This window comes from Aeromonas sp. R4-1, from assembly GCF_040908325.1.
Taxonomy (GTDB): Bacteria; Pseudomonadota; Gammaproteobacteria; order Enterobacterales; family Aeromonadaceae; genus Aeromonas; species Aeromonas veronii.
Window position 1 is genome coordinate 36,864 of the sequence record NZ_JBFODM010000026.1, and the last position, 24,175, is coordinate 61,038.

20 protein-coding genes and 1 pseudogene are annotated in these 24,175 nt (G+C 59.8%); 17 read left to right on the forward strand and 4 right to left on the reverse strand.

Annotated elements, in window-relative coordinates:
* Positions 1–198 precede the first annotated feature (198 nt).
* The 10 genes from AB5Y90_RS03280 (at position 199) to AB5Y90_RS03325 (ending at position 10,449) form a co-directional block, all read left to right on the forward strand.
* Positions 199–459 (forward strand): GNAT family N-acetyltransferase, encoded by a 261-nt coding sequence (locus AB5Y90_RS03280; protein ID WP_005337747.1) that lies wholly within the window; start codon positions 199–201, stop codon positions 457–459.
* Positions 446–1,036, forward strand: a complete 591-nt coding sequence (locus tag AB5Y90_RS03285; RefSeq protein WP_368166557.1) for a nucleotidyltransferase family protein — start codon at positions 446–448, stop codon at positions 1,034–1,036. The genes AB5Y90_RS03280 and AB5Y90_RS03285 overlap by 14 nt, the downstream gene beginning before the upstream one ends.
* A 71-nt stretch (positions 1,037–1,107) precedes the next feature.
* Entirely contained in the window at positions 1,108–2,931 is a 1,824-nt protein-coding gene (locus AB5Y90_RS03290; protein WP_194495774.1) for a SulP family inorganic anion transporter, read from the forward strand.
* A 121-nt stretch (positions 2,932–3,052) separates the two neighbouring features.
* Positions 3,053–4,414, forward strand: coding sequence for an MATE family efflux transporter (locus AB5Y90_RS03295; protein WP_013723595.1), 1,362 nt, complete (start codon positions 3,053–3,055; stop codon positions 4,412–4,414).
* Positions 4,411–5,022 carry a hypothetical protein gene (locus AB5Y90_RS03300; protein ID WP_005361671.1) on the forward strand — a complete coding sequence of 204 codons (612 nt, stop codon included), beginning with the start codon at positions 4,411–4,413 and terminating at the stop codon, positions 5,020–5,022. The genes AB5Y90_RS03295 and AB5Y90_RS03300 overlap by 4 nt, the downstream gene beginning before the upstream one ends.
* Before the next feature lie 278 nt (positions 5,023–5,300).
* On the forward strand, positions 5,301–5,516 hold the full coding sequence (locus AB5Y90_RS03305; RefSeq protein WP_005337763.1) for a YdcH family protein: 216 nt from the start codon (positions 5,301–5,303) through the stop codon (positions 5,514–5,516).
* 162 nt (positions 5,517–5,678) lie between these two features.
* Positions 5,679–6,872, forward strand: a complete 1,194-nt coding sequence (locus tag AB5Y90_RS03310; protein ID WP_307896490.1) for an extracellular solute-binding protein — start codon at positions 5,679–5,681, stop codon at positions 6,870–6,872.
* Entirely contained in the window at positions 6,869–9,007 is a 2,139-nt protein-coding gene (locus AB5Y90_RS03315) for a diguanylate cyclase (RefSeq protein ID WP_307896489.1), read from the forward strand. Before AB5Y90_RS03310 ends, AB5Y90_RS03315 begins: the two co-directional genes overlap by 4 nt.
* Positions 9,008–9,146: 139 nt before the next feature.
* Positions 9,147–9,806, forward strand: coding sequence for a YceH family protein (locus tag AB5Y90_RS03320; RefSeq protein WP_307896488.1), 660 nt, complete (start codon positions 9,147–9,149; stop codon positions 9,804–9,806).
* Between the two features lie 85 nt (positions 9,807–9,891).
* Complete coding sequence (locus tag AB5Y90_RS03325; RefSeq protein ID WP_368166558.1) at positions 9,892–10,449, forward strand: HutD family protein; 558 nt, start codon at positions 9,892–9,894, stop codon at positions 10,447–10,449.
* A gap of 109 nt (positions 10,450–10,558) precedes the next feature.
* Here the strand turns inward: AB5Y90_RS03325 and azu are convergent, their stop codons facing one another.
* On the reverse strand, positions 10,559–10,999 hold the full coding sequence (gene azu, locus AB5Y90_RS03330) for an azurin (RefSeq protein ID WP_005337768.1): 441 nt from the start codon (positions 10,997–10,999) through the stop codon (positions 10,559–10,561).
* Positions 11,000–11,334: 335 nt separating this feature from the next.
* Here azu and AB5Y90_RS03335 point away from each other — a divergent pair, with 335 nt between their 5' ends.
* From AB5Y90_RS03335 to AB5Y90_RS03360, 6 genes are all read left to right on the forward strand, one after another.
* A complete protein-coding gene (locus tag AB5Y90_RS03335; protein ID WP_368166559.1) occupies positions 11,335–12,381 on the forward strand; it encodes an FAD:protein FMN transferase in 1,047 nt (348 codons plus the stop codon).
* Between the two features lie 148 nt (positions 12,382–12,529).
* Positions 12,530–14,176: a tetratricopeptide repeat-containing response regulator gene (locus AB5Y90_RS03340; protein WP_042056451.1), complete on the forward strand. Its 1,647-nt coding sequence runs from the start codon at positions 12,530–12,532 to the stop codon at positions 14,174–14,176.
* Between the two features lie 66 nt (positions 14,177–14,242).
* Positions 14,243–15,205, forward strand: coding sequence for an ion channel (locus tag AB5Y90_RS03345; protein WP_270818975.1), 963 nt, complete (start codon positions 14,243–14,245; stop codon positions 15,203–15,205).
* 115 nt (positions 15,206–15,320) lie between these two features.
* The gene (xthA, locus tag AB5Y90_RS03350) at positions 15,321–16,127 is read left to right on the forward strand and encodes an exodeoxyribonuclease III (protein ID WP_368166560.1); all 807 of its coding nucleotides are present in this window, start codon (positions 15,321–15,323) and stop codon (positions 16,125–16,127) included.
* A gap of 398 nt (positions 16,128–16,525) precedes the next feature.
* Positions 16,526–17,725, forward strand: a complete 1,200-nt coding sequence (locus AB5Y90_RS03355) for an efflux RND transporter periplasmic adaptor subunit (RefSeq protein WP_042056448.1) — start codon at positions 16,526–16,528, stop codon at positions 17,723–17,725.
* 9 nt (positions 17,726–17,734) lie between these two features.
* On the forward strand, positions 17,735–20,839 hold the full coding sequence (locus tag AB5Y90_RS03360) for an efflux RND transporter permease subunit (RefSeq protein ID WP_005353224.1): 3,105 nt from the start codon (positions 17,735–17,737) through the stop codon (positions 20,837–20,839).
* 60 nt (positions 20,840–20,899) lie between these two features.
* On the opposite strand, the gene AB5Y90_RS03365 is transcribed toward AB5Y90_RS03360, so the two are convergent.
* The 3 genes from AB5Y90_RS03365 to AB5Y90_RS03375 form a co-directional block, all read right to left on the reverse strand.
* Complete coding sequence (locus AB5Y90_RS03365; RefSeq protein WP_307896484.1) at positions 20,900–21,985, reverse strand: HlyD family secretion protein; 1,086 nt, start codon at positions 21,983–21,985, stop codon at positions 20,900–20,902.
* On the reverse strand, positions 21,982–22,287 hold the full coding sequence (locus AB5Y90_RS03370; protein ID WP_021231217.1) for a hypothetical protein: 306 nt from the start codon (positions 22,285–22,287) through the stop codon (positions 21,982–21,984). The genes AB5Y90_RS03365 and AB5Y90_RS03370 overlap by 4 nt, the downstream gene beginning before the upstream one ends.
* A gap of 287 nt (positions 22,288–22,574) precedes the next feature.
* Complete coding sequence (locus AB5Y90_RS03375; protein ID WP_307896483.1) at positions 22,575–23,759, reverse strand: OmpP1/FadL family transporter; 1,185 nt, start codon at positions 23,757–23,759, stop codon at positions 22,575–22,577.
* Between the two features lie 78 nt (positions 23,760–23,837).
* Here AB5Y90_RS03375 and AB5Y90_RS03380 point away from each other — a divergent pair.
* A pseudogene (locus tag AB5Y90_RS03380) lies at positions 23,838–24,175 on the forward strand (IS3 family transposase); the annotation flags it as partial.

Here is a 24,175-nt window from a genome sequence, read left to right on the forward strand (position 1 = left end):
CCCCTTTGCCAACACTCTTGTGCTGACACTAACGCGGTGCCCGACTCACCATCGGGCACCTTGATCTGCATCGCGATATCGATGCGCCCTCTGTCAAAGGGGGATGATATTGACCACGGGCTCTCATTATCTGTTCTATACCTTGGCTAACAGTTATGTTGTGCCGAGAGACCCAACTTTATGCCAGAGGTGCCCACCATGAGCGACATCATCCATCAGGCCAACCAGCAGCAGTTCATCTGTATGGTGGAGGGGAAAGAGTCGAGACTGCGCTACCGGCGGCTCGATGCCAAGACCATCGACGCCTACAGCACCTTCGTGCCTCCCGAGCTGCGGGTGCAGGGGATTGCCGATCAGCTGGCGCGCGCCTTCTTCAACTGGACTCAGGCGGAGGGGCTCACTATAGTGCCGAGCTGCCGCTACATTGATGTCTGGTTACGCCGCAATGCCAACAACTGAACCTCTGAACTCCGCCCTCGAACAGCAATTCCAAGCCAAAACAGAAGCCCTGCTGCGGGCCGATCCGCAGCGGATGGCCTGCCTGCAAGCCGCGGCCGAGCTCAATCTGCCCGACTGGGCGCTGGGAGCAGGCTTTATCCGCAACCTCATCTGGGATCACCTTCACCACAAGGCAGAGCCCACCCCGCTCAACGATATCGACCTTATCTATCTCGACAAAACCGATCCGCAAGGGCTGGCTGAAGCGGAGCACGAAGCTTGGCTCGCCAAACGCCTGCCCGGCCAGCAGTGGGAGGTGCGCAATCAGGCCCGCATGCACACGCGGCAGCTGGTGACGCCGTTTGCCAGCAGCCTTGAGGCGCTCAGCCACTGGGTCGAGGTGCCCACCTGCATAGGCGTGCGCCTGAATCAGGATGGCGAGTGCGAGTGGCTTGCCCCCTACGGCTTTACCATCAACTGGTCGCTGCAAGTGAGTGCCAACCCCAGATGTCGCCAGGACAAACAGATTTTTACCCAGCGCATCAAGGAGAAACGCTGGCGGGCTATCTGGCCTGACCTTCAGGTAAACTGGCCATAACCTGATTGCAATCTTTCGATAACCTTGGGCACACTAGGGGAAAAGCTGGTTGTAACTCAATGGGTTAAATAATGCGCGACTTCTTCTCTCTCGAACGCTGGCTACCGGGCCTCGCCGCCCTGCTGCATTACCAGCGCGCCTGGTTGATGCCAGATCTTCGCGCCGGACTCTCGGTGGCGGCCGTGGCGCTGCCCGTCGCCATCGCCTATGCCGAGCTTGCCGGGGTGGGTGCCATCGTCGGCCTCTACTCCTGCATCCTGCCCATGCTGGTCTACGCCCTGTTTGGCACCTCCCGCCAGCTGATTGTCGGCCCCGATGCCGCCACCTGTGCGGTCATCGCCGCTGTGGTGACGCCGCTGGCCGCAGGCGACCCCACCCGTCACTGGCAACTGGTGATGACCATGACCGCCATGACCGGCTTCTGGTGCCTGATTGCCAGCCGCTTCAAGCTGGGAGTGCTGGCGGACTTTCTCTCCCGCCCGATCCTGATGGGGCTGCTCAATGGTGTGGCCATCACCATCATGGTGGGCCAGCTCTCCAAGATCTTCGGCTTCACTTTCAGCGAACGTTACCTCATCGAGCGGATCGCCAGCGGGGCCACCTATATCACCCAGACCCATCTGCCGACCCTGGCCATGAGTCTGGTGGCTCTGCTCACCCTGCTGCTGGCCAAGCGCTACAAACCGGCATGGCCCTCCTCCATGGTGGCCATGGTGGTGACCGCTGCGCTGGTGTGGGGCTTTAATCTCGGCCAGTTTGATATCGCCACCCTGGGGGCGGTGGGCTCCGGTCTGCCCGCCTTCCAGATGCCGGAATTTCCCCCCGGTCTGATGCGGGAGCTGGTGCTGCCTGCCCTTAACCTGGCCATGGTGAGCTTCGTCTCCATGATGCTGACCGCTCGCAGCTTTGCAGCCAAAAACGGTTACGAAATCGACGCGGACAAGGAGTTTCGGGCCCTCGGTATGGCGAACCTCGCCTCCGCGGTCTCCCAGGGTTTTGCCATCAGCGGCGCGGATTCACGCACCGCGGTCAACGACGCCAACGGCGGCAAGAGCCAGCTGGTCTCCATCATCGCTGCGGCGGTGATCGCCCTCATCACCTTCTATCTGACGGCGCCGCTCAAATATATACCCACCGCCGCCCTCGGGGTGGTGCTGGTGATGGCCTCCCTGTCGCTCACCGATTTTCGCGGTCTCTGGGCACTGCGCCACTCCGATCGATCCGCCTTCTGGCTGGCGCTGGTCACCTTTATCAGCGTGCTCACCATGGGGGTGATCCCCGGGATCACCCTCGCCGTGTTGCTGGGGCTGTTCCAGTTCCTGCGCAATGTGATGCGTCCCACCGACCAGCTGCTTGGTATGGATGACGAGGGGGTGGTGCGCACCCTGGGGGACAACGAACAGGCCAAGGCGATCCCGGGTATTCTGGTCTATCGCTTCAACTCGCCGCTCACCTACTTCAATGCCCCCTATTTCAAGCGGCGGGTACTGGCCCTGCTGGTGCAGGATCCCCGAGCCCCCAAGTGCCTGGTGATCGATGCGGTCGCCTGCTTCACCCATCAGGACATCAGCGTGATGAGCATGGTGGGAGAGCTGCACAAGGAGCTGAAACGGCGCGGCATCCATATGGTGATGGCGGGTCGCCACGGCCAGATGACCCACTGGCTAAAGCAGGCAGGCGTGCGGGTGGGCGATGAGGGGATCATCCTCTGCCCCGATATGTATCAGGCGCTACGCCTGACCCGCTGCTACCGCGAGCCGGTGTTCAAGGATGATGCGGTGGTGGAGAGCACCACAGATGCCATCCGCTCGAATTGGCCGCAGGATGATGCCCTGCCCGACTCGGCTCGCCTCACCCTGCCAAGCGAACAGGAGGCGGGCGCCACGCCTGCCTGACCCCTTGGCCTGCGCCCCTGGCCGGTGCAATCCTGCACAAGGATTGCACCGGCCTTGGCCTTGGTGTTAAATGCGCCCCCAGAGGGCACTCCCCCGTGCCCTCCCAGCTGTTGGACATGCCATGCAATCTCAATCCCACGCAGGCCCGGGCACCCTCTTTGCGCTGACCTGGCCGCTCTTTATCGATCTCGCCCTGCACTTTCTGACGGGTGCCCTCAATACCTTCATGGTGGGTCATGTCTCCTATCAGGGAGTGGCGGCGCTGGCGGTCGGCAATCAGGTGTTCGATCTCGCCATCACATTGTTCAGCTTCGTCAGTATCGGTACCAGCGTGGTGATCACCCAGTATCTGGGGGCCGGCGATCGGGAGAAGAGTCGGGTGGTGATCCACACCGCTATCGGCTTCAACCTGCTGATCGGTCTGGTAGCAGCCATCGGCGTGATGGCGGGGGCCAGCACCATGCTGGCGCTGATGAACCTGCCTGCCAATCTGATGAGCGACGGGACGCTTTACTTGCAGATCATCGGTCTCTGCCTGTTGCCGGAGGCCGCAGCCCTCTGTCTGGCAGCCACCCTGCGCGCTCACGGCCACACCCGTCAGGCGATGTATGTGACCCTGATCGTCAACCTCATCACCTTCGTCGGCAACCTGCTGCTGCTCTACGGCTGGTTCGGCCTGCCCCAGCTTGGCGTCGCCGGTGTCGCCATCAGCACGGTCGCGGGCCGCCTGATCGGCGTGGTGCTGCTGGTGTGGCTGGTAGCCCGCAAGACCGGCATTCGACTGGTGGTGCGCGATATCGTCCACCCCAGCCGGGAGATGCTGGGCAAGGTGCTCCATATCGGCCTGCCGGCGGCAGGAGAGAACCTCTCCTGGATGCTGCAGTTTATGGTGGTGACAGCCTTTGTCGGACTGCTGGGGGACAAGGCGCTGGCGACCCAATCCTACTTCTTCCAGATCTGCCTGTTTATCCTGCTGTTTGGCCTCTCCATCGGCCTTGGCAACGAGATCATCATCGGCCATCTGGCGGGGGCCAGACAGTTCGATCGCGCCTATCAGCAGCTGCTCAAGAGCCTCAAGCTGGGGCTGGCGGTCACCTGCGTCATCGCCGTGGCGGCGGCCCTCAACGGCCGCACCATCATCAGCCTCTTTACCGATGATGCCGACATCATCACCCAGGTGGCGCAACTGTTTCTCATCAGCCTTATCCTCGAGCCCGGCCGCACCTTCAATCTGGTGGTAATCAACGCCCTGCGGGCCACCGGGGATGCCCGTTTCCCCCTCTACATGGCGTTGCTCTCCATGTGGGGAATTGCCGTGCCACTCTCCTATTTCCTCGGTATCATGCAGGGTTATGGACTGGTCGGTATCTGGCTGGCGCTGGCCTGCGACGAGTGGGTGCGCGGTCTGGCCATGTTCTGGCGCTGGCGCAGTCGTCGCTGGCAAAACAAAATTCTTGTTGAAACAAAAGCGGAATCACAATGAAGAAGATAGGACTCTTGCTGGCTGCCATCCTGCTCAGCCCCCTGGCCATGGCACAAACTGCCCCTGCCGCTCCCAAGGCTCAAGCCACTCAGACCTGGTATGTGGCCCCCATCGCCATCGATGAAACCAGCGACGCCCAGAAGGCGCTGACCAAGGACTTCATGGCCCAGATGATCAAGACCATCAAGATCAACGAGTACCAGACCGGCAAGGCGGTGGGCAACACCAAAAAGCCCAAGTGGCTGATCCGCACCAAGCTGATCCCCGCCAGCAACGAGCCGCTGGTCGGCAAGAAGCACCCGCAGGGTCTCACCTACGGCAAGGGCAATCCAACCCAGGAGATCGTCGGCGAGCTGTTGATGAACGGCACCCTAGTGGCCCACATCGGCCAGGGCTGGCGCGAGCCTATCGTCCCGGGCACGCCGGTGGCCGAAAAGCTCTCCATCGCCAACTATCGCTACGCCATCGGGGATCAGGCCAAGTCGGCGGATCTGGAGGAGCTGGCGGCCCAGATTGGCTTTGAGGCGGGCAAGGTGATCCACCGCGACGGCAAGCCGCTGCCCGAGAAGAAAAAGAAAAAAGAGCAGGCGGACGAAGAGAAAGAGTAACGTTGCCTGTGCATCCATAAAAAGGGGCCAGTCGGCCCCTTTTTTGATCCTGCACCCTCACGCCGACACAGCCCCTGTTGTGACTTGTCCCACAGTTTGGCTCACCATTCAGATTGATAAATCACTTATCTTGTTTTGATTCAACAAGTTATAAATATCCCGCCGAATACTCCAAATCATTGCCCCCAAATCCGATCAGGATCACATTTATCCCCGGCACTAAGGGGTAGCTTTGGTCTTACAGGCACAATCAAACGAAACCAAGGAGGCTCCATTACATGTTCCCAGAGTACAGAGAACTTATCTCGAAACTGAAGAGCAGTGATGTCCATTTCCAGAAGAAGTTTGACTTGCACAACGACCTGGATGCGGAGATTAGAAAGTTGGAAAAGCATCACGCCAGCGACTATAGCGCCGAGGTGAGAGATCTGAAAAAACAGAAACTCAAACTGAAAGAGGAGATATACGACATCCTCAAACAACATCCACAATAGATGCCTCGAAGAATATGCGGATAAGCAATTTATCCCCCAGCCCGGCCCACGCGCCGGGCTTTTTGTTGTTTCAGTCAATTAGTTGACACCCGAGCCTACCGATCTTGCCGGTAGTTTGTTACATTTTTCCCTTGGAATTCAGGGAATAACGGTGATGATAACATGAGCAGAAAACTATCTTTTTATCATCTCTTGCTGCTTTGCCTGTTCGCATTGAGCCATCCCCTGCAGGCTCAGGAGCCTGAACTGGAGCTGTGGCACTCCCAGCAGGCTGGTTACGTGATCGACGACGTGATCGCCCGCTTCAATCAGGAGGGGAACCACAGAGTACGGGTCACCCAGATTGAGCCGGGCAAGATCAAGGCGGATCTCCTGCTGGCGGCTCAGGCAAGGGGGCTGCCCGACCTGATGCTGATCCCCTCCGATTTTATCGGCCTCTATCGCCAGATGACCCTCGCTCCCCTCCCGGCCGAGTGGTTTTCCCCCGCGCTAATGGCCAGTGCCTTGCGTTATGTCACCCTGGATCGGCAACGCTGGGGCATGCCCATGATGCAGGGCAACCATCTGATGCTGTTTTACAACAAGGCGCTGGTCTCGACTCCGGTGACCCAATGGCAGCAACTGACTGCTATCACCCCGACCCTCAAGGCCAAGGGGGTCTACCCCGTCAGCTGGCCCTATCACGACATGTACTATTTCGCCGCCTTTTTACACACCTTTGGCGGCTCGCCGGTGACCGAAGGGCGCATCACCCTCGACAGCCCGGCCATGGTGCAGGCGCTGGAGGCCTACCGCACCGTCGCCAGCGAACAGTGGGTCGATCCCGAGTGCGACTATGACACCGCCCTCGCCCGCTTCAATGAGGGCAAGAGCGCCTACCTCATCAATGGGGACTGGGCGTTCAATGATCTGGTGAAGAACATGGGGGATAAGCTGGGCGTCGCCCTGCTGCCCCGCTGGCAAAGCCATCCCATGCACTCCATGAGCGGCGCCTACGTGTTGGGAGCCTCCCGCGGGGCGATGGACGATGAGGATCGGCAACCCGTCATCAAGGCATTGATGACCTTTATCCAGCGTCAGGATATTCAACAGTTCATCTATCATCAGGGGGCGCTGCTGCCGGTCAATCAGCAGGCTTTTACCGCCATCAGCCGCCGTCCCACGCCTCAGGAAAAAGTGCTGCTGGAACAGTTCACCCTCAGTACCCCCATGCCCTCCGACAGCGCCATGTCCATCGCCTGGCAAGCGATGGAGAAAGGGTTCGAGCGCTTTAAAGAGGGGATCAGTGCCGCCGACACCGCCCGCTATATGCAGCAGCTGGCCGATCAGCAGTACCGGCAGGTCAAAGCACCATGAAACATCGCACCTTTCGGCTCGGCCCGACCCTCATCATCATCCTGTTCACCGTCGCCCTGCTGCCGGCGCTGCTGGCCAGCACTGTGTTGCTGATCCGTCAGCACCAGATCATCGCCCAGAGCGAGCAGTCGCAGCTGGAGCGAGCCCTCACCAGCATGACCCGCGAGGCCCGCTTTCGCAGCGAGCTGATCGGCACCCAGCTCAATCAGCTCAGCCAGGATCGGGTACTCCATCAGGCCCTCGACAACTTTCTCTTCTCCAGCCATGCCCGGCTGGCGCTGGCCACCTTTGTCAAATCCAACAGCCTGATCACCTCGGCCTACCTCATCGATGACAAGGGGTTGGTGGTGGAGTACATCAATGGCCAGGCCTCCCACCTCGAATCGAGCAACCTGATGCCGCAGCTGATAGCCTGGGGCAAGACCCGCGAGGCAAAACAGGGCAAGCATCTGCTGCTGCCCGTCGATGATCCCGTGCTGGTCGACGACATGGAGCAAAACCGCAGCGGCGGGCTGGCGCTGGTAGCCCCCATCTATCGCAACCACCAGCGAGCAGGGGTGATGCAGACCCCTTCCGGCTTCGTGATGGCCATTCTCCCCTGGCGGCAGATGGCCCAGTTGCTGGAACCCTATCTCAAGGGAAGCGAATATCTGGTGATCTCCCAGGGCGAGAACCGTCTTTACGAAGGGGCTCACCAGAGCGCCAACGCCATGGATGACAGGGAGCCAAGCAAGATGGCGCAGCCCCTGGCCATTGGCTGGCCCCAGCTGGAGCAGGAGAGCACCCCCACCATCACCCTCTACAGCTACAGCAATGACAGGGTCAGCGAGCTCAATAAATCCCAGCAGTTGCTGACCGTCAGCATCGCTGTCATGTTGCTGCTGGTGGCCATCGGCTGCGTCTGGCTCACCCGCTGGCTCACCCGACCGCTGCGCTCGCTGGCCGCGCTGGTGCGCAGCTATGGCAAGGGCAATTACCAGCAACGGCAGGCACCGCTGCGCTTTGTGGAGTACGACGAGGTGCGCCAGTTGCTGCAGGAGATGGCCAGCACCATCTCGGATCAGGTGCGGGCGCTCTATCAGCAAAATGAACAGCTGCAGCAGGCCAATAGCGAGAAAGAGGCCTTCAACCAGCGGCTGCTCGGCTTCAACGACGAACTGGAGCAAGAGGTCGCCTCGCAAACGACCGCCCTGCGCTCGGCCCTGAGCCGGGAGGAGCGCAGCCGCCATATCCTGCAATCCTGGTTGCAGTTCGGTCTGCACCAGCAGCTGGATATCGATATTGCCGAGCTGGCCAGCTCCGCCCTGCTGCAACTCTCGCAGCTCTATCCCGGCCACCGCTGGGGGCTGGTGATCCGCCGCGATGGCCAGCCTCACTACTCCCTGACCCAGGGGGTCGATGCCCCCTTGCGGGATGCCCTGCAGGAGAAACTGGCTCAACTGATGGATGAGGAGGTCAAACACTCCGAATGCCAGTGGGATAACGCACTCTGGAAGATCATGACCCTGCCCGGCAGCCAAAGCGGCGTGCTGTTTGGCTATCTGATGGTGAGCGCAGAAGGGTTGGAGTCCGAAGACAGGGCCATCTTGCGGCTGTTTGCCAAGCAGTTGGCGGTGGGCATCGAGGGGCGCCTCTTCACCGACGAGCTGGCGCGGGTCGCCCGCACCGACAACCTCACCGGGCTACCCAACCGGCAGGCGTTCGAAGAGGCCTTCCACCACTATCAAGCAGTGCTGGCGCGCCATCCGGAGCGTCACCTCGCCCTCTTCATGCTCGATCTCAACGGCCTCAAGCGTACCAACGACCAGTATGGGCACGAGGCAGGCGACGCCCTGCTAATCCAGATGGCTCGCCAGCTGCGCACTCTCTGCCGTCAGAATGAGAAGATTTTCCGCATCGGCGGCGACGAGTTCGTTCTGCTGGCGGAGGCGGATCACCTCGCCAGCCAGCAGCTGGCAGGCAGGTTGGAGGCAAGCCAGCAACACGCCATCGTGCAGCATGGGGAGCATAGCTTCCCGCTGCGTTTTGCCATCGGCTGGAGCAGCAGCGACCAGACCCCGCTGGCGGAGCTGAGCCGGGTGGCTGACGACGCCATGTATGCCAATAAGGCGCGCTTCTATCAGGGACAGCGATAAAAAGCAAAGGTCTGTGGCGTTGGCGAGCCTTTCGCCAACGCCCTGATCAGCTCGCAAAAATGGCGCGCAACGCTAGACGCGGCGCGGACCATGACTAAGATAGGGGCTCTTGATGTCTCGATTTGGAAGGGAGTAGGAAATGGAGTTAGTACTTGGCCCGCTGGAAGCCCGCGTCATCGGCTGTCTGATTGAAAAAGAGATTTGCACCCCGGATCAATATCCCCTCTCCCTTAATGCACTGGTCAACGCCTGCAACCAGAAGAGCAACCGCGAGCCGGTGCTGGAGCTCTCCGAGCTCGATATCCGCGCCGTGGTGGACGAGCTGATCCGCAAGCGGCTGGTGGTCAACACTGCAGGCTTCAACGCCCGGGTGCCCCGCTATCAGCACAGATTCTGCAACACCGAATTTGGCGAGCTGAAATTCAGTGCCCGGGAACTCGGCATTGTCTGCGAACTGCTGCTGCGCGGCCCACAAACCCCGGGGGTGCTGCGCTCGCGCACCAACCGCCTCTGCAGCTTTGATGATGTCACCGAGGTGGATGCGGTGTTGACCCAGCTCATCGAGCGTGGCCCCTACGTGGTCAAGCTGCCGCGCGAGCCGGGCAAGCGCGAATCCCGCTACGCCCACCTGTTCAGCGGCGAAGTGGATATTCAGGCGATGATGGATGCTGCCCCCGCTGCGGCCTATGCCTCCCCTGCCGCCGACCGCCTGAGCGAGCTGGAGCAGGAGGTGAACGAGCTCAAGAGCCGTCTCGCCGCCATGGAAGCGCGGCTGGCAGCACTGGATGGTCAGGGCTGATCGCCTTTACCATCGCCAATCTCTATCAGGGAGCCGGGGCAGATGTCCCCGGCTCCCTGCGTTTTTTTATCGTGAGGAAGTGCCCGTGATCACCCTGATTAAAGAGTCTGACCACCAGAAGATGCCCTGGAAAAACCAGCAGGGCACCACCAGCCAGATCCTCATCTCCCCCAAGGGGAGCAGCCTTGCCAAACTCGATTTTGACTATCGACTGAGCTCGGCCCCCATCAAGAGCGCGGGCCCCTTCTCCCCCTTTCCCAGCTATCAGCGCATTTTGCTGCCGGTGAGCGGGGCAGGCTTTGTGCTCAACGGTCACCCCTACGCCACCTTCGAGGCGGCGCACTTTAGCGGCGATGAGGAGACCCACTGCGAGTTGCTGAAAAAAGAGGTGACCGATCTCGGGCTTATCTACCATCCGGATCGCATCAGCGCCAACGTGCGGGTACTGAACCTCCCCTTCCCGCTGACCCTTACCCTCGAGCCAGAGAAGACCTACCTCTGTCACCTGCTGAGCGGCCAGCTGGCCGTGCAGGGCAAAGATGTGGCCATCAACGAGACGCTGATGGTGACCGGTGAAGAGAGCATTCACTTCGAATGCCAGAAGAAGACCGCCATCGCCTTCTTTACCCTGCAGGCCAAATAGCGCGAAAGTCGGCGGTGTGCAGTCATGCCACACACAAACAGCAGAGATGAAAAAGCCGGGTAATTCCGGCTTTTGCTATCGAGGCAACCGGCTCGTGCCGGTCAGCACCTTAGTTGACCTTGAAGGAGCCCTTCATCATGGCGAAGTGGCCGGGGAAGGAGCAGAAGAAGGTGAGATCCTTGCCCGCCAGACCGTCGGTCTTGAAAGTGACGCTGCTGCTCTCGCCGCCGCCGATCAGCTTGGTGTGAGCCAGCACACGGGGATCATCCTTGGGCAGATAGCCGTTCTCGGCCCCGGCGCTCATCCCGGCAGTCGCCACGGTCTGATAGTCGGCGGTGCTGGCCAGCACCCAGTTGTGACCCATGGCGGTCACAGGCAGCTTGCCAGTGTGGTTCAGGGTGACCGTCACCTCCTTGCAGGTGGCCGGCACGCTCATCTCTTTGAGGTTGTACTGCATGGCATCATTGCCTTCAATGACCAGTGCACACTCATCCGCCAGCACGGGGGCAGCCAGGGTACTCAGAAACAGCAGGGTAATCGCCTTTTTCATCATCTTCTCCTTTGATTGGCAATGGATGGCAACGACTTGGCGGATGCGGTTAACGCTTCGCAAAGATGCCGTCTAAATCGACCTTCATTTTACTCAATTGTCTTCAATCGGCTATGGCTTTTGGCCAAAGCTGCGGGCCAGGTCACCAGACGGTGCTCTACTCGCCACTCTCTCCCTCACGGATGGACGATACGACCCGCTCCCGCCACAGGTTCAAAACTGTTTAATTTTTTCTGCCCTTTTCCCTCCGATTGCCCCTATCAGGGCTCGCCCGGCGGGCGCCCCTTGGCTAAGCTAGCGCCCCGATATGAACCTTCTCCAGATGAGAGCGCCGGATGATTGCGATAACCCCCGTGGCGGCCCTGCGCGGCCTGCTGCTGACCCTGCTGCTGGCGCTGGCCGGCTGCCAGCCCACCCCGCCTGCCCAGACCCGTATTCAGGGCAAGACCATGGGCACCTACTATGTGGTGACCCTGAGCGATAGCTACCCCGGTGGGGAGCCCGCCCTCAAAAGCGACGTAGAGAGCCTGCTGGCCCGGATGAACAAGGAGATCTCCACCTACGATCCGGGCTCGCTCATCTCCCGTTTCAATCAGGGGCCCGCCAATACCCCGTTTGCCATCCCGCCCGCCATGGCCATCATAGTCCAGCAGGGGATTGATGCCGGTAAGTTGACCGACGGCAAGCTGGATGTGACCGTGGGGCCTCTGGTCAATCTGTGGGGCTTTGGCCCGGACAAACGGCCGGTCAAGCGACCCGATGAGGCGGCCATCGCCGCCGCCCGCCACAAGGTGGGGATCGACAAGCTGAGCCTGACCCCGCAAGGGGATCACTTCCTGCTCGAAAAAACGATCCCGGATCTCTATCTCGACCTCTCCACTCTCGGCGAAGGGGCGGCATCGGATGAAATCGCCACCCTGCTCGAGGGCAAGGGGGTACACAACTACCTGATCGAAGTGGCCGGTGCGGTGCGCAGCAAGGGCAACAACAGCAAGGGCTCGCCATGGAAAGTGGCCATCGTCGAACCTTCCGATCAGCCGGGAGCGTTTTCCGATATCGTCATCCCCAACGACATGGCGCTCAGCACCGCGGGCAGCTATCGCAACTACTACGAGATGGATGGCCAGCGTTACTCCCATATCATCGACCCCGCCACCGGCCAGCCGGTCACCCACAAGCTGGTCTCCGCCAGCGTCATCACCCCGACCGCGCTGGAGGCCGATGCTCTCGATACCGCGCTGATGGTGATGGGGCCTGAAGCGGGGTTGGCATTTGCCAAACAGCACCAGCTGGCGGTCTATCTCATCATCAAGACCGAACAGGGGTTCAAGTCCGAGTACACGCCGCAATTTGCTCCCTATCTGGCAGAGAAAAAACGGTGAGTTCAAGGCCCTGGCAACAGGGCCTTTTTCTTTCACTCATCGCGGACAAACGGAGATGGTTCGCAATCGACAACTTGGCCAATTGCCTCTTCGGGCGCTTTGGTGGCACACTTTCTCCCATCAGCCCGTAGCGCCTCGACCCAGACAGATGCAGACACCTGAACAAGAGCCAGAAAAAAAGAGCCCAGCCAAGCCACAACGCATTCTGATGGTCAATGAGCAGCGCTCGTTTCAGGTGATGATGAAGGCGATGCTGCTCAATCTGGGTATCAGCAACATCACCTACTCCAATACCGCCGAGGATGCGCGGCGCCGCTGCCAGAAGGGCAGTTTCGACATCTATCTCATCGATTACGATCTGGGGGTTGGCGAGAATGGCCGCCAGCTGCTCGAGAGCCTGCGCGACAAAGACCTGATCCCGCCCCAGAGCGTGGTGATAATGGTCAGTGGAGACAGCTCCCGCGCCATGGTACTGAGCGCGCTGGAAGCCGAACCCGACGAATACCTGATGAAGCCCTTCTCTCAGGAGCAGTTCTCGTTTCGCTTGAAGCGCGCCCTCGCCCGGCGCAACGCCCTGGCCAGCGTCTTTACCGCACTGGCCGATGACAATCTGGCGGCGCTCATTACCGCCTGCGCCGAGCGGGCCGATGCGGTGCCCCGTTTTGCCAACTACTGCCGCTGCCTGCAGGCCGATACCCACCTCAAGCTGGGTCAGGCGCAGGAGGCGCGCTCCCTGATGCGCCAACTGCTGGCCGGGCAAGAGAACAGCTGGGCCCGCCTGACTCTGGGCAAGGCGTGCAACACCCTGGGGCTCCACGAAGAGGCGGTCAGCCATCTGCAGGCGACCCTCAAAAATACCCCGCTGATGGTGGAGGCTCACCTCTGGCTGGCAGAATCCCTGCTGGCCCTTGGCAATGACGAGCAGGCGCAGCAGGAGCTCAGACGGGCAGTGGATATCTCCCCTCAGTCGGTGCAACTCTCCCGACGACTGGCGGAGGTTTGCCTGCAGCGCCACGACTACGCCCAGGCCAAGGATGTGCTGATGTCGCTGATCGACCTGTCGCGCAACTCCATCCATCGCACGCCCCATTATCTGGGGGCCTATATCCAGACCCTGACCCTCTACGCCCTCAACAGCAACGACAGCTACCACATCGCCAACCTGCAAAAGCAGGTCAATTCGGCCCTGTCGCGCATCCGCGATTCGCTGATGATGTCGGAGTTCAACTACCCGGTGTTCGAGCAGATCTGTCAGGCCAGGGTGCAGATTGCGCTGGGGGAGCTGCTCAAGGGCAAGAAGATGCTCTATCGCGCCAACCAGAACTGGCTCGATGAGCCTGCCACCATGCCCCCCGCCCTCCTTGGCGAGACCATCCTCGCCCTCTATCAGCTCGGCGAGTTCGAATATGCCGAAAGCCTGCAAGGGCTGCTGGCGGAGGACGAAGATCGGCTGCTCACCACCTGCATTCAGGCAACCCGGGATGACAAGACGGTGCTGGAGCGGCGTCAGCGCTACCAGCAGCTCAACGATCTGGGGATCAAGGCCTATCAGAGCGGCGAGCTGGAGCAGGCCCTCGGCCATTTTCGCGAGGCCCTGCGCCGCGCTCCCGCCAATACCGGTGCGGCTCTCAACAAGATCCAGGTGCTGCTGCAACTGATGCAGAAAAACCGCAAGAGTCCGGAATTTGGTGCCGAGTGCAAGGACACCCTGGACGTGCTCGACGGCATCCCCCTCAACCCGGCCCAGCAGGAGCGTTTTCGCAAGCTGCGTCAGGAGTTCAACCAGTTCAGCTAAGACGCCGCCGCCCCCCCTTTTCCCCGCCTATGCTGAAACCAGTTCGGCAATGCGAGGGAAACGAAGATGGCGATGTGTCGTTATCTGGTGGCCGATGGCCGCCACTGCAGTGAAGAGGCTGGCGAGCACGATCTCTGCCACTGGCATGATCCCCACCATACCCACCAGGAAGCCCACACCGCCGAGGCGCTTGAACAGTACGTTCGCGCTGGCGGACTCTGCCACGGCCTGCAGCTGGCCCGCGCCAATCTGGCGGGTCTCAATCTGGTCAACAAAGAGTCCGATCAGGGATTTTTACTGGAGCAGTGCAACCTCTATCGAGCCAACCTGCGCGGTGGTCACCTCTACGGCCTGCACATGAAGGGCGGCAGCCTGATGAAGGCTGATCTGAGTGATGCCAACCTCCAGTGCGCTACCCTCGATGACGTCAACCTGCTCGGCATCCGCTGGCACAACACCCGGCTCGACAACATGCAGACCGGCAAACGGGTGATGCAGGATCGCAAGGGGCGCCGCGAACGGGATCCCAAACAGGCGCGCATCTGGTTCAAGGAGGCGGAAGAGACCTACCGGGATCTGCGCAAAGCCTCCGAGGCACAGGGGATCTTCACCATGTCCGGCAACTATATCCAGCAGGAGCTCACCATGCGCCGCCTGCAACTGCCGTTCTGGTCGAGCCAGCGTTTTACCTCCTGGGTGGTCGATCTCTTTTGCGGCTATGGCGAGGCCCCTATGCGGGTGGTGCTCTTCTCGTTGCTGCTCATCTTTATCTGCAGCATTTTTTACTTCTTCTGCGGACTACATTTTCAGGGCGAGCACCTCATCTACCAGCCCGGTGCCCCGCTCGAGCAAAATGCCATCTTCCTGCTCGAATGCCTCTACTACAGCGTGGTCACCTTCACCACTTTAGGGTACGGCGACTTCACTCCAGTCGGCCTCTCCAGGATCTTCGCCGCTTTTGAAGCCTTTACCGGCAGCTTTACGCTGGCGCTGTTTGTGGTGGTATTCGTCAAAAAGATGACCCGCTGACACCTCTGCCCACCCCGCGGTGCCTGCCACTGATGCAGGCCCGCGGCCAAACTTGCATCCACCGCCGATTCCTAGTCCAATAGCCACTTATAAAAATGACATGAGCATCCCGGACATGAAGATCATCTCTTTCAATATCAATGGCCTGCGCGCCCGTCTGCACCAGCTGCAAGCCATCATCGACAAGCACCAGCCCGATGTGATCGGCCTGCAGGAGATCAAGGTGCACGATGAAGCCTTCCCGCTGGCCGATGTGGAGGTCATGGGCTATCACGTGGAGTTTCATGGCCAGAAGGCTCACTACGGGGTCGCCATCATGAGCAAGCAGAAGCCGGTCAAGGTGGAGAAAGGCTTCCCCACCGACGATGAAGAGGCCCAGCGCAGGATGATCATGGCCACCTTCGAGCGCGAAGACGGATCTCTCATCAAGGTGATGAACGGCTACTTCCCGCAGGGTGAAAGTCAGGATCACGAGACCAAGTTCCCGGCCAAGCAGAAGTTCTACGAGGATCTGCAGCACTACCTCGAGACCAACCACACCCCGGACGACCAGCTGGTGCTGATCGGGGATATGAATATCTCCCCCACCGATCTCGACATCGGCATCGGCGAAGCGAACCGCAAGCGCTGGTTGCGGGATGGCAAGTGCTCCTTCCTGCCCATCGAGCGGGAGTGGATGGAGCGACTGAAAGGGTTCGGCCTGACCGACACCTTCCGCGCCGCCAATCCCACCGAGTGCGAGCGTTTCTCCTGGTTTGACTACCGCTCCAAGGGCTTTGACGAGAACCGTGGCCTGCGCATCGACCTCATCATGGCCTCCGATGCTCTCAAGGACAAGGTGACCGAGACCGGTATCGACTACGAGCTGCGCGGCATCGAGAAACCCTCCGACCACGCCCCCATCTGGGCCTGCTTCGCCTGATGCGGCGCAAGATTAACCGATGAGTCGCGACGAATTCGTAAACTGTGAAGCGGCTCGCGGTTGCCTGCGATAAAAGGGCGTAAAAACCCCATCCAGACAAGGTGCCTTATGGCACCTTGTTTTTTGCAGCAAGGAATGGCTGGCGTGATACGGTTACGAAGAGCCCTGGCCCGGGATGAACATCCCCGAAGCCCCCCCGCCCAAATCGGAAAAGTCAGACTTTTTTCGTCAATCGGCAACCCTAATTGCCACTTTGAGAAGGTTGTGTTCAAGGTTGCCGCCCTATCATCTCCCATTCCAATCATAAATAAGTTGTTTTTTTAATCATGAAGTTAATGATGTGTATGGAGAAACATGCTGAACGCAGCAGCCGAAATCGATCCAACAGGAGTGTGATGATGAAGGTGCCCAATGCCGGAAGAGAGGTTTACAAACGCAGCTTGCTGACCCTGGCGCTGATCAGCGGTCTGAGTGCCTGTGGCGGCGAGACGACCCAGACGGCCCAGACCATGCCCGCCGTCCCTGTGGTGGTCGCCGAGGTCAAGCTGACCGATGTGCCGCTCACCACCGAGATGGTGGGAGAGACCGCCGGTTTTCGGGAGATCGATGTGCGCTCCCGGGTCAGTGGCATCCTGCTCAAGCGCACTTATGTGGAAGGCCAGCCGGTTACCGCCGGTCAGGAGCTGTTTCTGATTGACCCGGAGCCCTACAAAGTGGCACTGGAGCAGGCCAAAGGGACTTTGGCTCAGGAGCAGGCCCGTCTCAACAAGGCCCGTGCCGATCGGGATCGCATCATTCCCCTCTTCAAGCGTCAGGTGGTGAGTCGCAAGGACTATGACGACACCATCGCCAACTATGAAGCGGCCATCGCCAGTCATCAGGCCGCTCAGGCCAAGGTGAAAGAGGCGGAGCTCAACCTCAGCTACACCCAGGTGACCGCCCCCATCAACGGCATGGCGAGCAAGAGTTCCCAGTCCGAGGGGAGCCTTATCTCCACCAGCGGCGACAACGGCCTGCTCACTACCATCACCCAGTTTGATCCGCTCTACGTCAACTTCTCCTACTCGGAGCAGGATCGCCTCAACTTCGAAAACTCGGTAAAGAAAGGGGTGATTGAGGCGAAGGATGCCACCACCTGGCGCACCCATATCCGTCTGGCCGATGGCTCCCTCTACCCGGAGGCGGGCAAGCTCAACTTCTCCGACAACAGGGTCGATCCCCAGACCGGCACCATCCGTGCCCGCGCCATCTTCGACAACAAGGACGGCGTACTACTGCCCGGCCAGTTTGTCCGCATGACCATCGATCTGGGCCTGCGCAAAAACGCCATCGTGGTGCCGCCGCGCGCCATCGTCCAGTCCCAGGCTGACCGCATGGTGATGGTGGTCGATGCCGACAACAAAGTAGTGCCCCGTCCGGTGACCCTGGGCGCGGCAGTCGACTCCGGCGTGCTGATCGAGAGCGGCCTGCAGGCTGGTGAGCGCTATATCGTCGAAGGCTTGATGAAGGCTCGCCCCGGCGCCGTGGTAAAACCTGTCTCTGCCGACGAGATGAAGGCGATCACCGGCAAGGTGGTCAGCCAGTCTGCGGCCAAGTAAGGAGCCCGTATGTTTTCCAAGTTCTTCATAGAACGCCCCATCTTCGCCAGCGTGATTTCGATCATTATCGTGCTGGGCGGTTTGGCGGCGATGCGGGCGCTCCCCATCGAGCAATATCCCCAGATAACCCCGCCGGTGGTCTCGGTCACGGCGTTTTATCCGGGCGCAACTCCGGAGGTGATCTCCCAGACCGTGGCAGCGCCGCTGGAGCAGCAGATCAACGGCGTCGAGCGGATGATCTACATGCAGTCGGGGTCGGCCTCCAACGGCCAGATGAACCTCAACGTCTACTTCGAGATCGGCACCGATCCGGATCAGGCCACCATCAACGTCAACAACCGGGTCTCGGCTGCCATGGCCCAGCTGCCGGAAGAGGTGAAAAAGCAGGGGGTGACGGTCAAGAAGAAATCGACCTCCATCCTGCAGGTAGTCACCCTCCAGTCACCGAACGGCTCGTTTGATACCACCTATCTGTCGAACTACGCCCTGCTCAACATCATCGACGAGCTCAAGCGGATTCCCGGCATCGGTGATACCACCTTGTTTGGCGGTACCGACTATGCGATGCGTATCTGGCTACGGCCGGATCGACTGGCCCAGCTCGAGCTCACCCCGAGCGACGTGATCGGCGCCATTCGCGAGCAGAACACCCAGTTCGCGGCAGGCAAGATTGGTGCCCAACCCACCACGGCCCCCATCGACTTCACCTACACGGTGCAGACCAAGGGGCGCCTTGAGGATGTGAAGGAGTTCCAGAACATCATTGTCCGCTCCATGCCCGATGGCTCCAAGATCCGGGTCCGCGATGTCGCCCGGGTCGAGCTGGGGGGCAAGGATTATGATCTGGTCGCCCGCGCCAACGGCAAACCGGCCATCGGTATCGCCACCTATCTGCAACCGGGCGCCAACGCCGTCGCGGTCGCCGATGCGGTACATGCCACCATGGAGCGACTCAAGGAGCGCTTCCCGCAGGATATCGAGTACCAGATCCCCTACGACACTACCGAGTTCGTGAAGATCTCCATCGAAGAGGTGGTACACACCCTGTTCGAGGCGATCGTACTGGTGTTCGTGGTGGTCTATCTGTTCCTGCAGAACTTCCGCGCCACCCTGATCCCCTGTATCGCGGTGCCGGTGTCGCTCATCGGGACCTTCGCCGGCATGCTGGTGCTCGGTTTCTCCATCAACCTGCTGACCCTGTTCGGCATGGTGCTTGCCATCGGTATCGTGGTGGATGACGCCATCGTGGTGCTCGAAAACGTCGAGCGGATCATGAGCGAGAAGAAGTGCTCCGCCAAGGAGGCTGCCATCCTCGCCATGCAGGAGGTCTCCGGTCCGGTGGTCGCCATCGTGCTGGTGCTCTGCGCCGTGTTCCTGCCGGTCGCCTTTATGGGTGGCATGACAGGGGTGATGTACAAGCAGTTCGCCATCACGGTCGCGGTCTCGGTCGCCATCTCCGGTCTGGTGGCACTGACTCTCTCCCCGGCCCTCTGTGCCGTGTTGCTGAAAGAGGGACACCACAAACCGGCCCGCTTCTTCGTCTGGTTCAACGAAAAATTTGACCAGCTGACCCGCGGCTATGTACGGGGTGTGGCCTTCCTGAACCGTCGGGTGGGGGTCGCCTTTGCCATCATCGCCGTGCTGATCCTCTCCATCTACGGCCTCTTCCTGAAAGTGCCGGGCGAACTGGTACCAAACGAAGATCAGGGCTACCTCATCTCCGCCGTCATGCTGCCGGATGCCGCCGCGATGAGCCGGACCCAGGCGGTGGCGGATCAGTTCGACAAGATCGCCATGGCAAACCCCCATGTGAAGGATGTGATCACCTTCTCGGGCTTTGACATTCTCTCCAATGCCATCATCAGCAACAGCGGCATGACCTTCATTACCCTGAAGGACTGGAGCGAGCGTCAGGGGGCCGGGCAGGACTCCTTCTCGCTGGCCAAGACCTTCCAGGGCTTGAGCCTGATGGGGCTGGCGGATGGCTTTGTCGCCTCCTTCAACCCGCCTCCCATTCAGGGGATGTCCACCACAGGTGGCCTTGAGGCCTATCTGCAAAACCGTGGCACCGGCAACGCCCAGGCCTTCTCCGGCGAAGTACAGCGCTTCCTTGAAGCAGCCAAGGCGCGCCCGGAGTTTGCCAGCGTCACCAGCACCTACCGCGCCAACGTGCCGCAGGTCTATCTCGACCTGGATCGCGAAAAAGCCAAGGCGCTGGGGCTGCCCATCAACGCGGTGTTCGACACCATGCAGGCCACCTTCGGCCAGGTCTATGTCAACGACTTCAACCAGTTCGGCCGTACCTACCGGGTGCAGTTGCAGTCCGAGGCAGACTATCGCGCCAAGAAGAGCGACATCCGCAACGTCTATGTCCGCTCCGACAAGGGGGAGATGATCCCGCTCAGCAGTCTGGTGACGGTGCGTGATGCCACCGGCCCCGAACTGGTCGAACGCTTCAACATCTTCCAGGCCGCCAAGATCATGGCCCAGCCCGCCCCAGGCTACAGCTCGGGTCAGGCCATCGCCGCGCTGGAAGAGGTTGCCAATGAGGCTCTTGGCAACGACGCCAAGCTGGAGTGGACCGGCTCCGCCTATCAGGAGAAAGCGGCCGCAGGCAGTGCAGGCATGGCCTTTGGTTTCGGTATCGTGATGATCTTCCTCATTCTGGCTGCCCAGTATGAACGCTGGAGCCTGCCGTTTGCGGTGATCACCGCCGTACCGTTCGCCCTGTTCGGTGCCCTGCTCGCCACCTGGCTGGTGGGGCTGACCAACAACGTCTACTTCCAGATCGGGCTGGTGACCCTGGTCGGCCTTGCCGCCAAGAACGCCATCCTGATCGTGGAGTTCGCGGTGATGAAGCACGAAGAGGGGATGAGCCTCATCGAGTCGGCACTGGAGGCGGCGCGCCTGCGTTTCCGTCCCATCGTGATGACCTCGCTCGCCTTCATCCTCGGCTGTGTGCCGCTGGTCACCTCCAGCGGCGCCGGTGCCGCAAGCCGTCACGCCCTCGGCTGGCCGGTCATTGGCGGCATGCTGGCGGCCACCTTTATCGCCATCTTCTTTATCCCGCTCTTCTTCCGGCTCATCATGCGCCGCTCGGAGAAACGGGCCTGACCACTGCGGTCTCGCTCACCAAGCCCCTCCCTCACGGAGGGGCTTTTTTATGTCGGTCCGTTACATCGCAAACAGATAGGCCTTCATCGCCTTGAGACGCACGGTGGCGGCACCGATGATGTCGATAAAGCCAAGCAGCGGATGGGGTTTATGTGCCGAAATCCAGGCTGAGCCGGTTGCCCCAATTGGTAAGTCCACACCATCCGGCACCAGCATGTCGAGCACCACTGTCCGGCCATGGCTCGACATGTTGTTGCCCACATGCTGCCGTACATCCTGATCCCCCTGCGCAACACTCATCTGGGCCTCCCCCGTACCAGTAAGTACTGAGTGCACCCGTGCTCGAAAGATGCGCCCTGGATAGGCATCTACATAAAACTCGGCAAACTGGCCTGGTGCTATGTTGCGAAAACTCTGATCCGGAATGCGAAACTCCAGAAACTTGCGAGAAGTGTCGTATAGGTGAATGTTGCCGGTACGGGAACCGCTGGCAATATTGACTATCGAGACCTGACCATCAAACGGAGCCCTGATCACCTTCTCTTCATTCCGTCGCTCCTGCAAGGCCAGCTCTGTCTCTAGATTCAACACCTGAGCTTCAATCGCCTGAACCTTCGCTTCACTGGCACTCAGTTGCGCCAGATCGCCATCAATTTGGGTCTGCAGCTGGTCACGGCTCTGAATACTGGCAAAGTTACCCAACTGGGTCAGCCGAGCCAATTCCTTGTGATTGAGGTTCAGTCGTGACTGGATCGCTCGCTGCTGGCTTACCTCTGACGCCACCTGGGCATGCTGGGCGTCAATCTGATAGCTCAACGCCTGAGACTTACCGTTACTCTCCCAGTCCGCAAGACTATAAATGGGCTGACCACGCGCAACACGCTGATTATGCGCAACATAAATCTGATCTATCTGATGAAACTGGTTGATGCCTAGTAATGGTCCCAACACCGCATGAGGTGCCTTGACCGTCGCCGAATCGGTAAAATCCACCGGAGCCAAATGGCGAGAGGTAGTCAACAAACCAAGCGCCAATAACGCGCCAATTGCGGTACTCCAAAAACCAGTTTTTAGGTTCCAAGGCAATGTGTTCAGCTTGACCAGCAACCAGACGATCAGGATATAGGGCAGCAGGATCTCTTTCATGATGCCTCCCCCTCATGACGACCACGTCGAATACCATGGCCGATAATAAGGCTCATCCGCTCGCTCAACACATCCCAACGGGCAAAGGCGATGATGACGGCAAGCACCCACCAGGTCTTGTCGATAAACAGTCCGCACAAGGAGAGTGCAAACACCAGGGTGATATGCACCGACTCAGACACCTTGGCTCGATGCACAGCGATCTCATGCAGTTGCCACAGCAGATAGACCAGATAGAGGACCACATAGAGAGTGATCACAGTAATCACCCCCATAAAGATCTCGGAATCAAGCAGTACCATGATGGCTGGTAAAGCATGGTTGAACTTGGTCGCCTCAATTGGATATATGTGGGCACCTTTCGAGAAGAAGACAACCAGAGCGACCGTGACCAATATAAACGTCAGGCGCCAAAGCCACCGCGCTAACGCAGAGGTTGATTGTGATGACATTTGATGTTGTTCCTTGAGTAACGGATGAGCAAACAAGTGGGCCTCATGAGCCACCCAGCTAATAACGCGCATCAGGCTCGACCGGATCGGCGCGACGGGCAGGATGAAGAAGCCCCCAACCAGTGAAGGCTTGCAACTCAGAACTGGTGTTGCACACCGATGTTGAAGAAGTTCAGGTAGCTGTTGTTGTAGCTGCCGGACAAGTGCGGGCGACCGATCCCGTCCTGATCCACTGGCATATCCCCCAGCCAGGCCAGGGTATAGCTGGCTTCCACCTTGGTGGCTGGGCTCAACTGATAACTGGCCCCCAGACCCCAGCGCCAACCAGAACCCACTGGAAGCATCACAGTACGGTACTCATCACTCACGGCACTACTGTCATAGCCTATTCCGCTGCTCAAACGCAGTGCAGGGGTGACATCAACCTGTGCCCCCAGGCTGGCATGCCATGTATCCTTGTAATTCATATCAATGGTTTGGCTGCCCATGGCAGATGCCACACCGATATCGCCAAAACGGGACCACTGCTGCCAGTTGGCACTGGCCAGCAAGGCCCACTGGTCGTTGAGCTGGTGATAGCCACTTAGCGTAATGGTCTGCGGAATCATGATCTCGACCCCTAGACCTGCCACATCAGCACGTGGGAAGAGCTGATCTTCCAGCTCCCACTTCAGTTCGGAGAAGTAGCTCAGGCCGATACGGGAGTGCTGATCCAACTCGTAAAGTACCCCGAAGGAGGCGCCATACGCCCAGTCGCTGTTGGAGAATTCCCGCCCTTCCCCCATCCCGGACGTCAGATCCACAGAGGCTTCCAGCGAACCATTCATGGCGATCAGGCTGGCTCCCACCGACCAATTTAAGTCAATGCGGTACGCCAGACTCGGAGCGAAGGCGATGCCGGTCAGCTTGGCCGACTGGGTATAACCACGACCATCCCAGCCATCGCCATAATCGATACCCAGACCGTGACTGCCAAAGACGCCGATACCTGAGACCCATTGATCGTCGATCGCATGGGTCAGATAGAGGCTGCCGAGCGGCGCGGTCTGCAGGGCATTTCCACCGTTGTTACCGCCGTTGTCCAGATCCAGCTCAAGGTCGCCGTATACCACACCGCCATTGACCTGCAACTGGGTACCTTCCAGTTTGGTCATACCGGCCGGGTTGCTTGCGATAGTATCTGCCCCTTGGGCACGGGCGGCAGACCCTGCGTTGGCCAGCGCACTGTTGGCAGTGCTGGTCTCGTAGAGGGCAAGGCCGCCAGCCATAGCTGATGGACTCAGCAAAGCGGCAAGCATCAACGACAGCAGTCGTGGCTGCATTTCAATACTCCTGAATAGTGAACATTGTCCCGTCCTGAATATGGTTTACACCTTTCCCCCCAATAAATGGAGAACCCGATGGGACAAGGTGTGAAACGGACACAGCGCGATTACTCGCTGACTTTTAAACTGGCGCTGGTCGAGCAGATTGAAAAAGGCGAGCTCACCTACAAACAGGCTCAGGTGCGTTATGGCATTCAGGGCCGTTCCACCGTTCTGGTATGGTTGCGTAAACATGGTCGGCAAGATTGGAGCCAGGGGGCTTCTGTGCGCGCCGGCAGGAGCATCACCATGCCTGACCCCGACAACCAGACGCCCGAACAGCGTATCAAGGAACTCGAGCAACAGCTGGCGCTGATGAGCCAGAAGGCCCAGTTCTTTGAGGCCGTCGTCGATGTACTGAAGAATGACTACGG

Excerpts from the sequence above, each read along its gene's own strand:
- AB5Y90_RS03360 (WP_005353224.1), top strand. The coding sequence starts at position 17,735 with ATGTTTTCCAAGTTCTTCATAGAACGCCCCATCTTCGCCAGCGTGATT.
- azu (WP_005337768.1), bottom strand. The coding sequence starts at position 10,999 with ATGAAAAAGGCGATTACCCTGCTGTTTCTGAGTACCCTGGCTGCCCCC.
- AB5Y90_RS03280 (WP_005337747.1), top strand. The coding sequence starts at position 199 with ATGAGCGACATCATCCATCAGGCCAACCAGCAGCAGTTCATCTGTATG.
- xthA (WP_368166560.1), top strand. The coding sequence starts at position 15,321 with ATGAAGATCATCTCTTTCAATATCAATGGCCTGCGCGCCCGTCTGCAC.
- AB5Y90_RS03300 (WP_005361671.1), top strand. The coding sequence starts at position 4,411 with ATGAAGAAGATAGGACTCTTGCTGGCTGCCATCCTGCTCAGCCCCCTG.
- AB5Y90_RS03295 (WP_013723595.1), top strand. The coding sequence starts at position 3,053 with ATGCAATCTCAATCCCACGCAGGCCCGGGCACCCTCTTTGCGCTGACC.
- AB5Y90_RS03365 (WP_307896484.1), bottom strand. The coding sequence starts at position 21,985 with ATGAAAGAGATCCTGCTGCCCTATATCCTGATCGTCTGGTTGCTGGTC.
- AB5Y90_RS03320 (WP_307896488.1), top strand. The coding sequence starts at position 9,147 with ATGGAGTTAGTACTTGGCCCGCTGGAAGCCCGCGTCATCGGCTGTCTG.
- AB5Y90_RS03310 (WP_307896490.1), top strand. The coding sequence starts at position 5,679 with ATGAGCAGAAAACTATCTTTTTATCATCTCTTGCTGCTTTGCCTGTTC.
- AB5Y90_RS03375 (WP_307896483.1), bottom strand. The coding sequence starts at position 23,759 with ATGCAGCCACGACTGCTGTCGTTGATGCTTGCCGCTTTGCTGAGTCCA.
- AB5Y90_RS03345 (WP_270818975.1), top strand. The coding sequence starts at position 14,243 with ATGGCGATGTGTCGTTATCTGGTGGCCGATGGCCGCCACTGCAGTGAA.
- AB5Y90_RS03285 (WP_368166557.1), top strand. The coding sequence starts at position 446 with ATGCCAACAACTGAACCTCTGAACTCCGCCCTCGAACAGCAATTCCAA.
- AB5Y90_RS03305 (WP_005337763.1), top strand. The coding sequence starts at position 5,301 with ATGTTCCCAGAGTACAGAGAACTTATCTCGAAACTGAAGAGCAGTGAT.
- AB5Y90_RS03370 (WP_021231217.1), bottom strand. The coding sequence starts at position 22,287 with ATGGTACTGCTTGATTCCGAGATCTTTATGGGGGTGATTACTGTGATC.
- AB5Y90_RS03290 (WP_194495774.1), top strand. The coding sequence starts at position 1,108 with ATGCGCGACTTCTTCTCTCTCGAACGCTGGCTACCGGGCCTCGCCGCC.
- AB5Y90_RS03315 (WP_307896489.1), top strand. The coding sequence starts at position 6,869 with ATGAAACATCGCACCTTTCGGCTCGGCCCGACCCTCATCATCATCCTG.
- AB5Y90_RS03340 (WP_042056451.1), top strand. The coding sequence starts at position 12,530 with ATGCAGACACCTGAACAAGAGCCAGAAAAAAAGAGCCCAGCCAAGCCA.
- AB5Y90_RS03355 (WP_042056448.1), top strand. The coding sequence starts at position 16,526 with ATGAAGGTGCCCAATGCCGGAAGAGAGGTTTACAAACGCAGCTTGCTG.
- AB5Y90_RS03335 (WP_368166559.1), top strand. The coding sequence starts at position 11,335 with ATGATTGCGATAACCCCCGTGGCGGCCCTGCGCGGCCTGCTGCTGACC.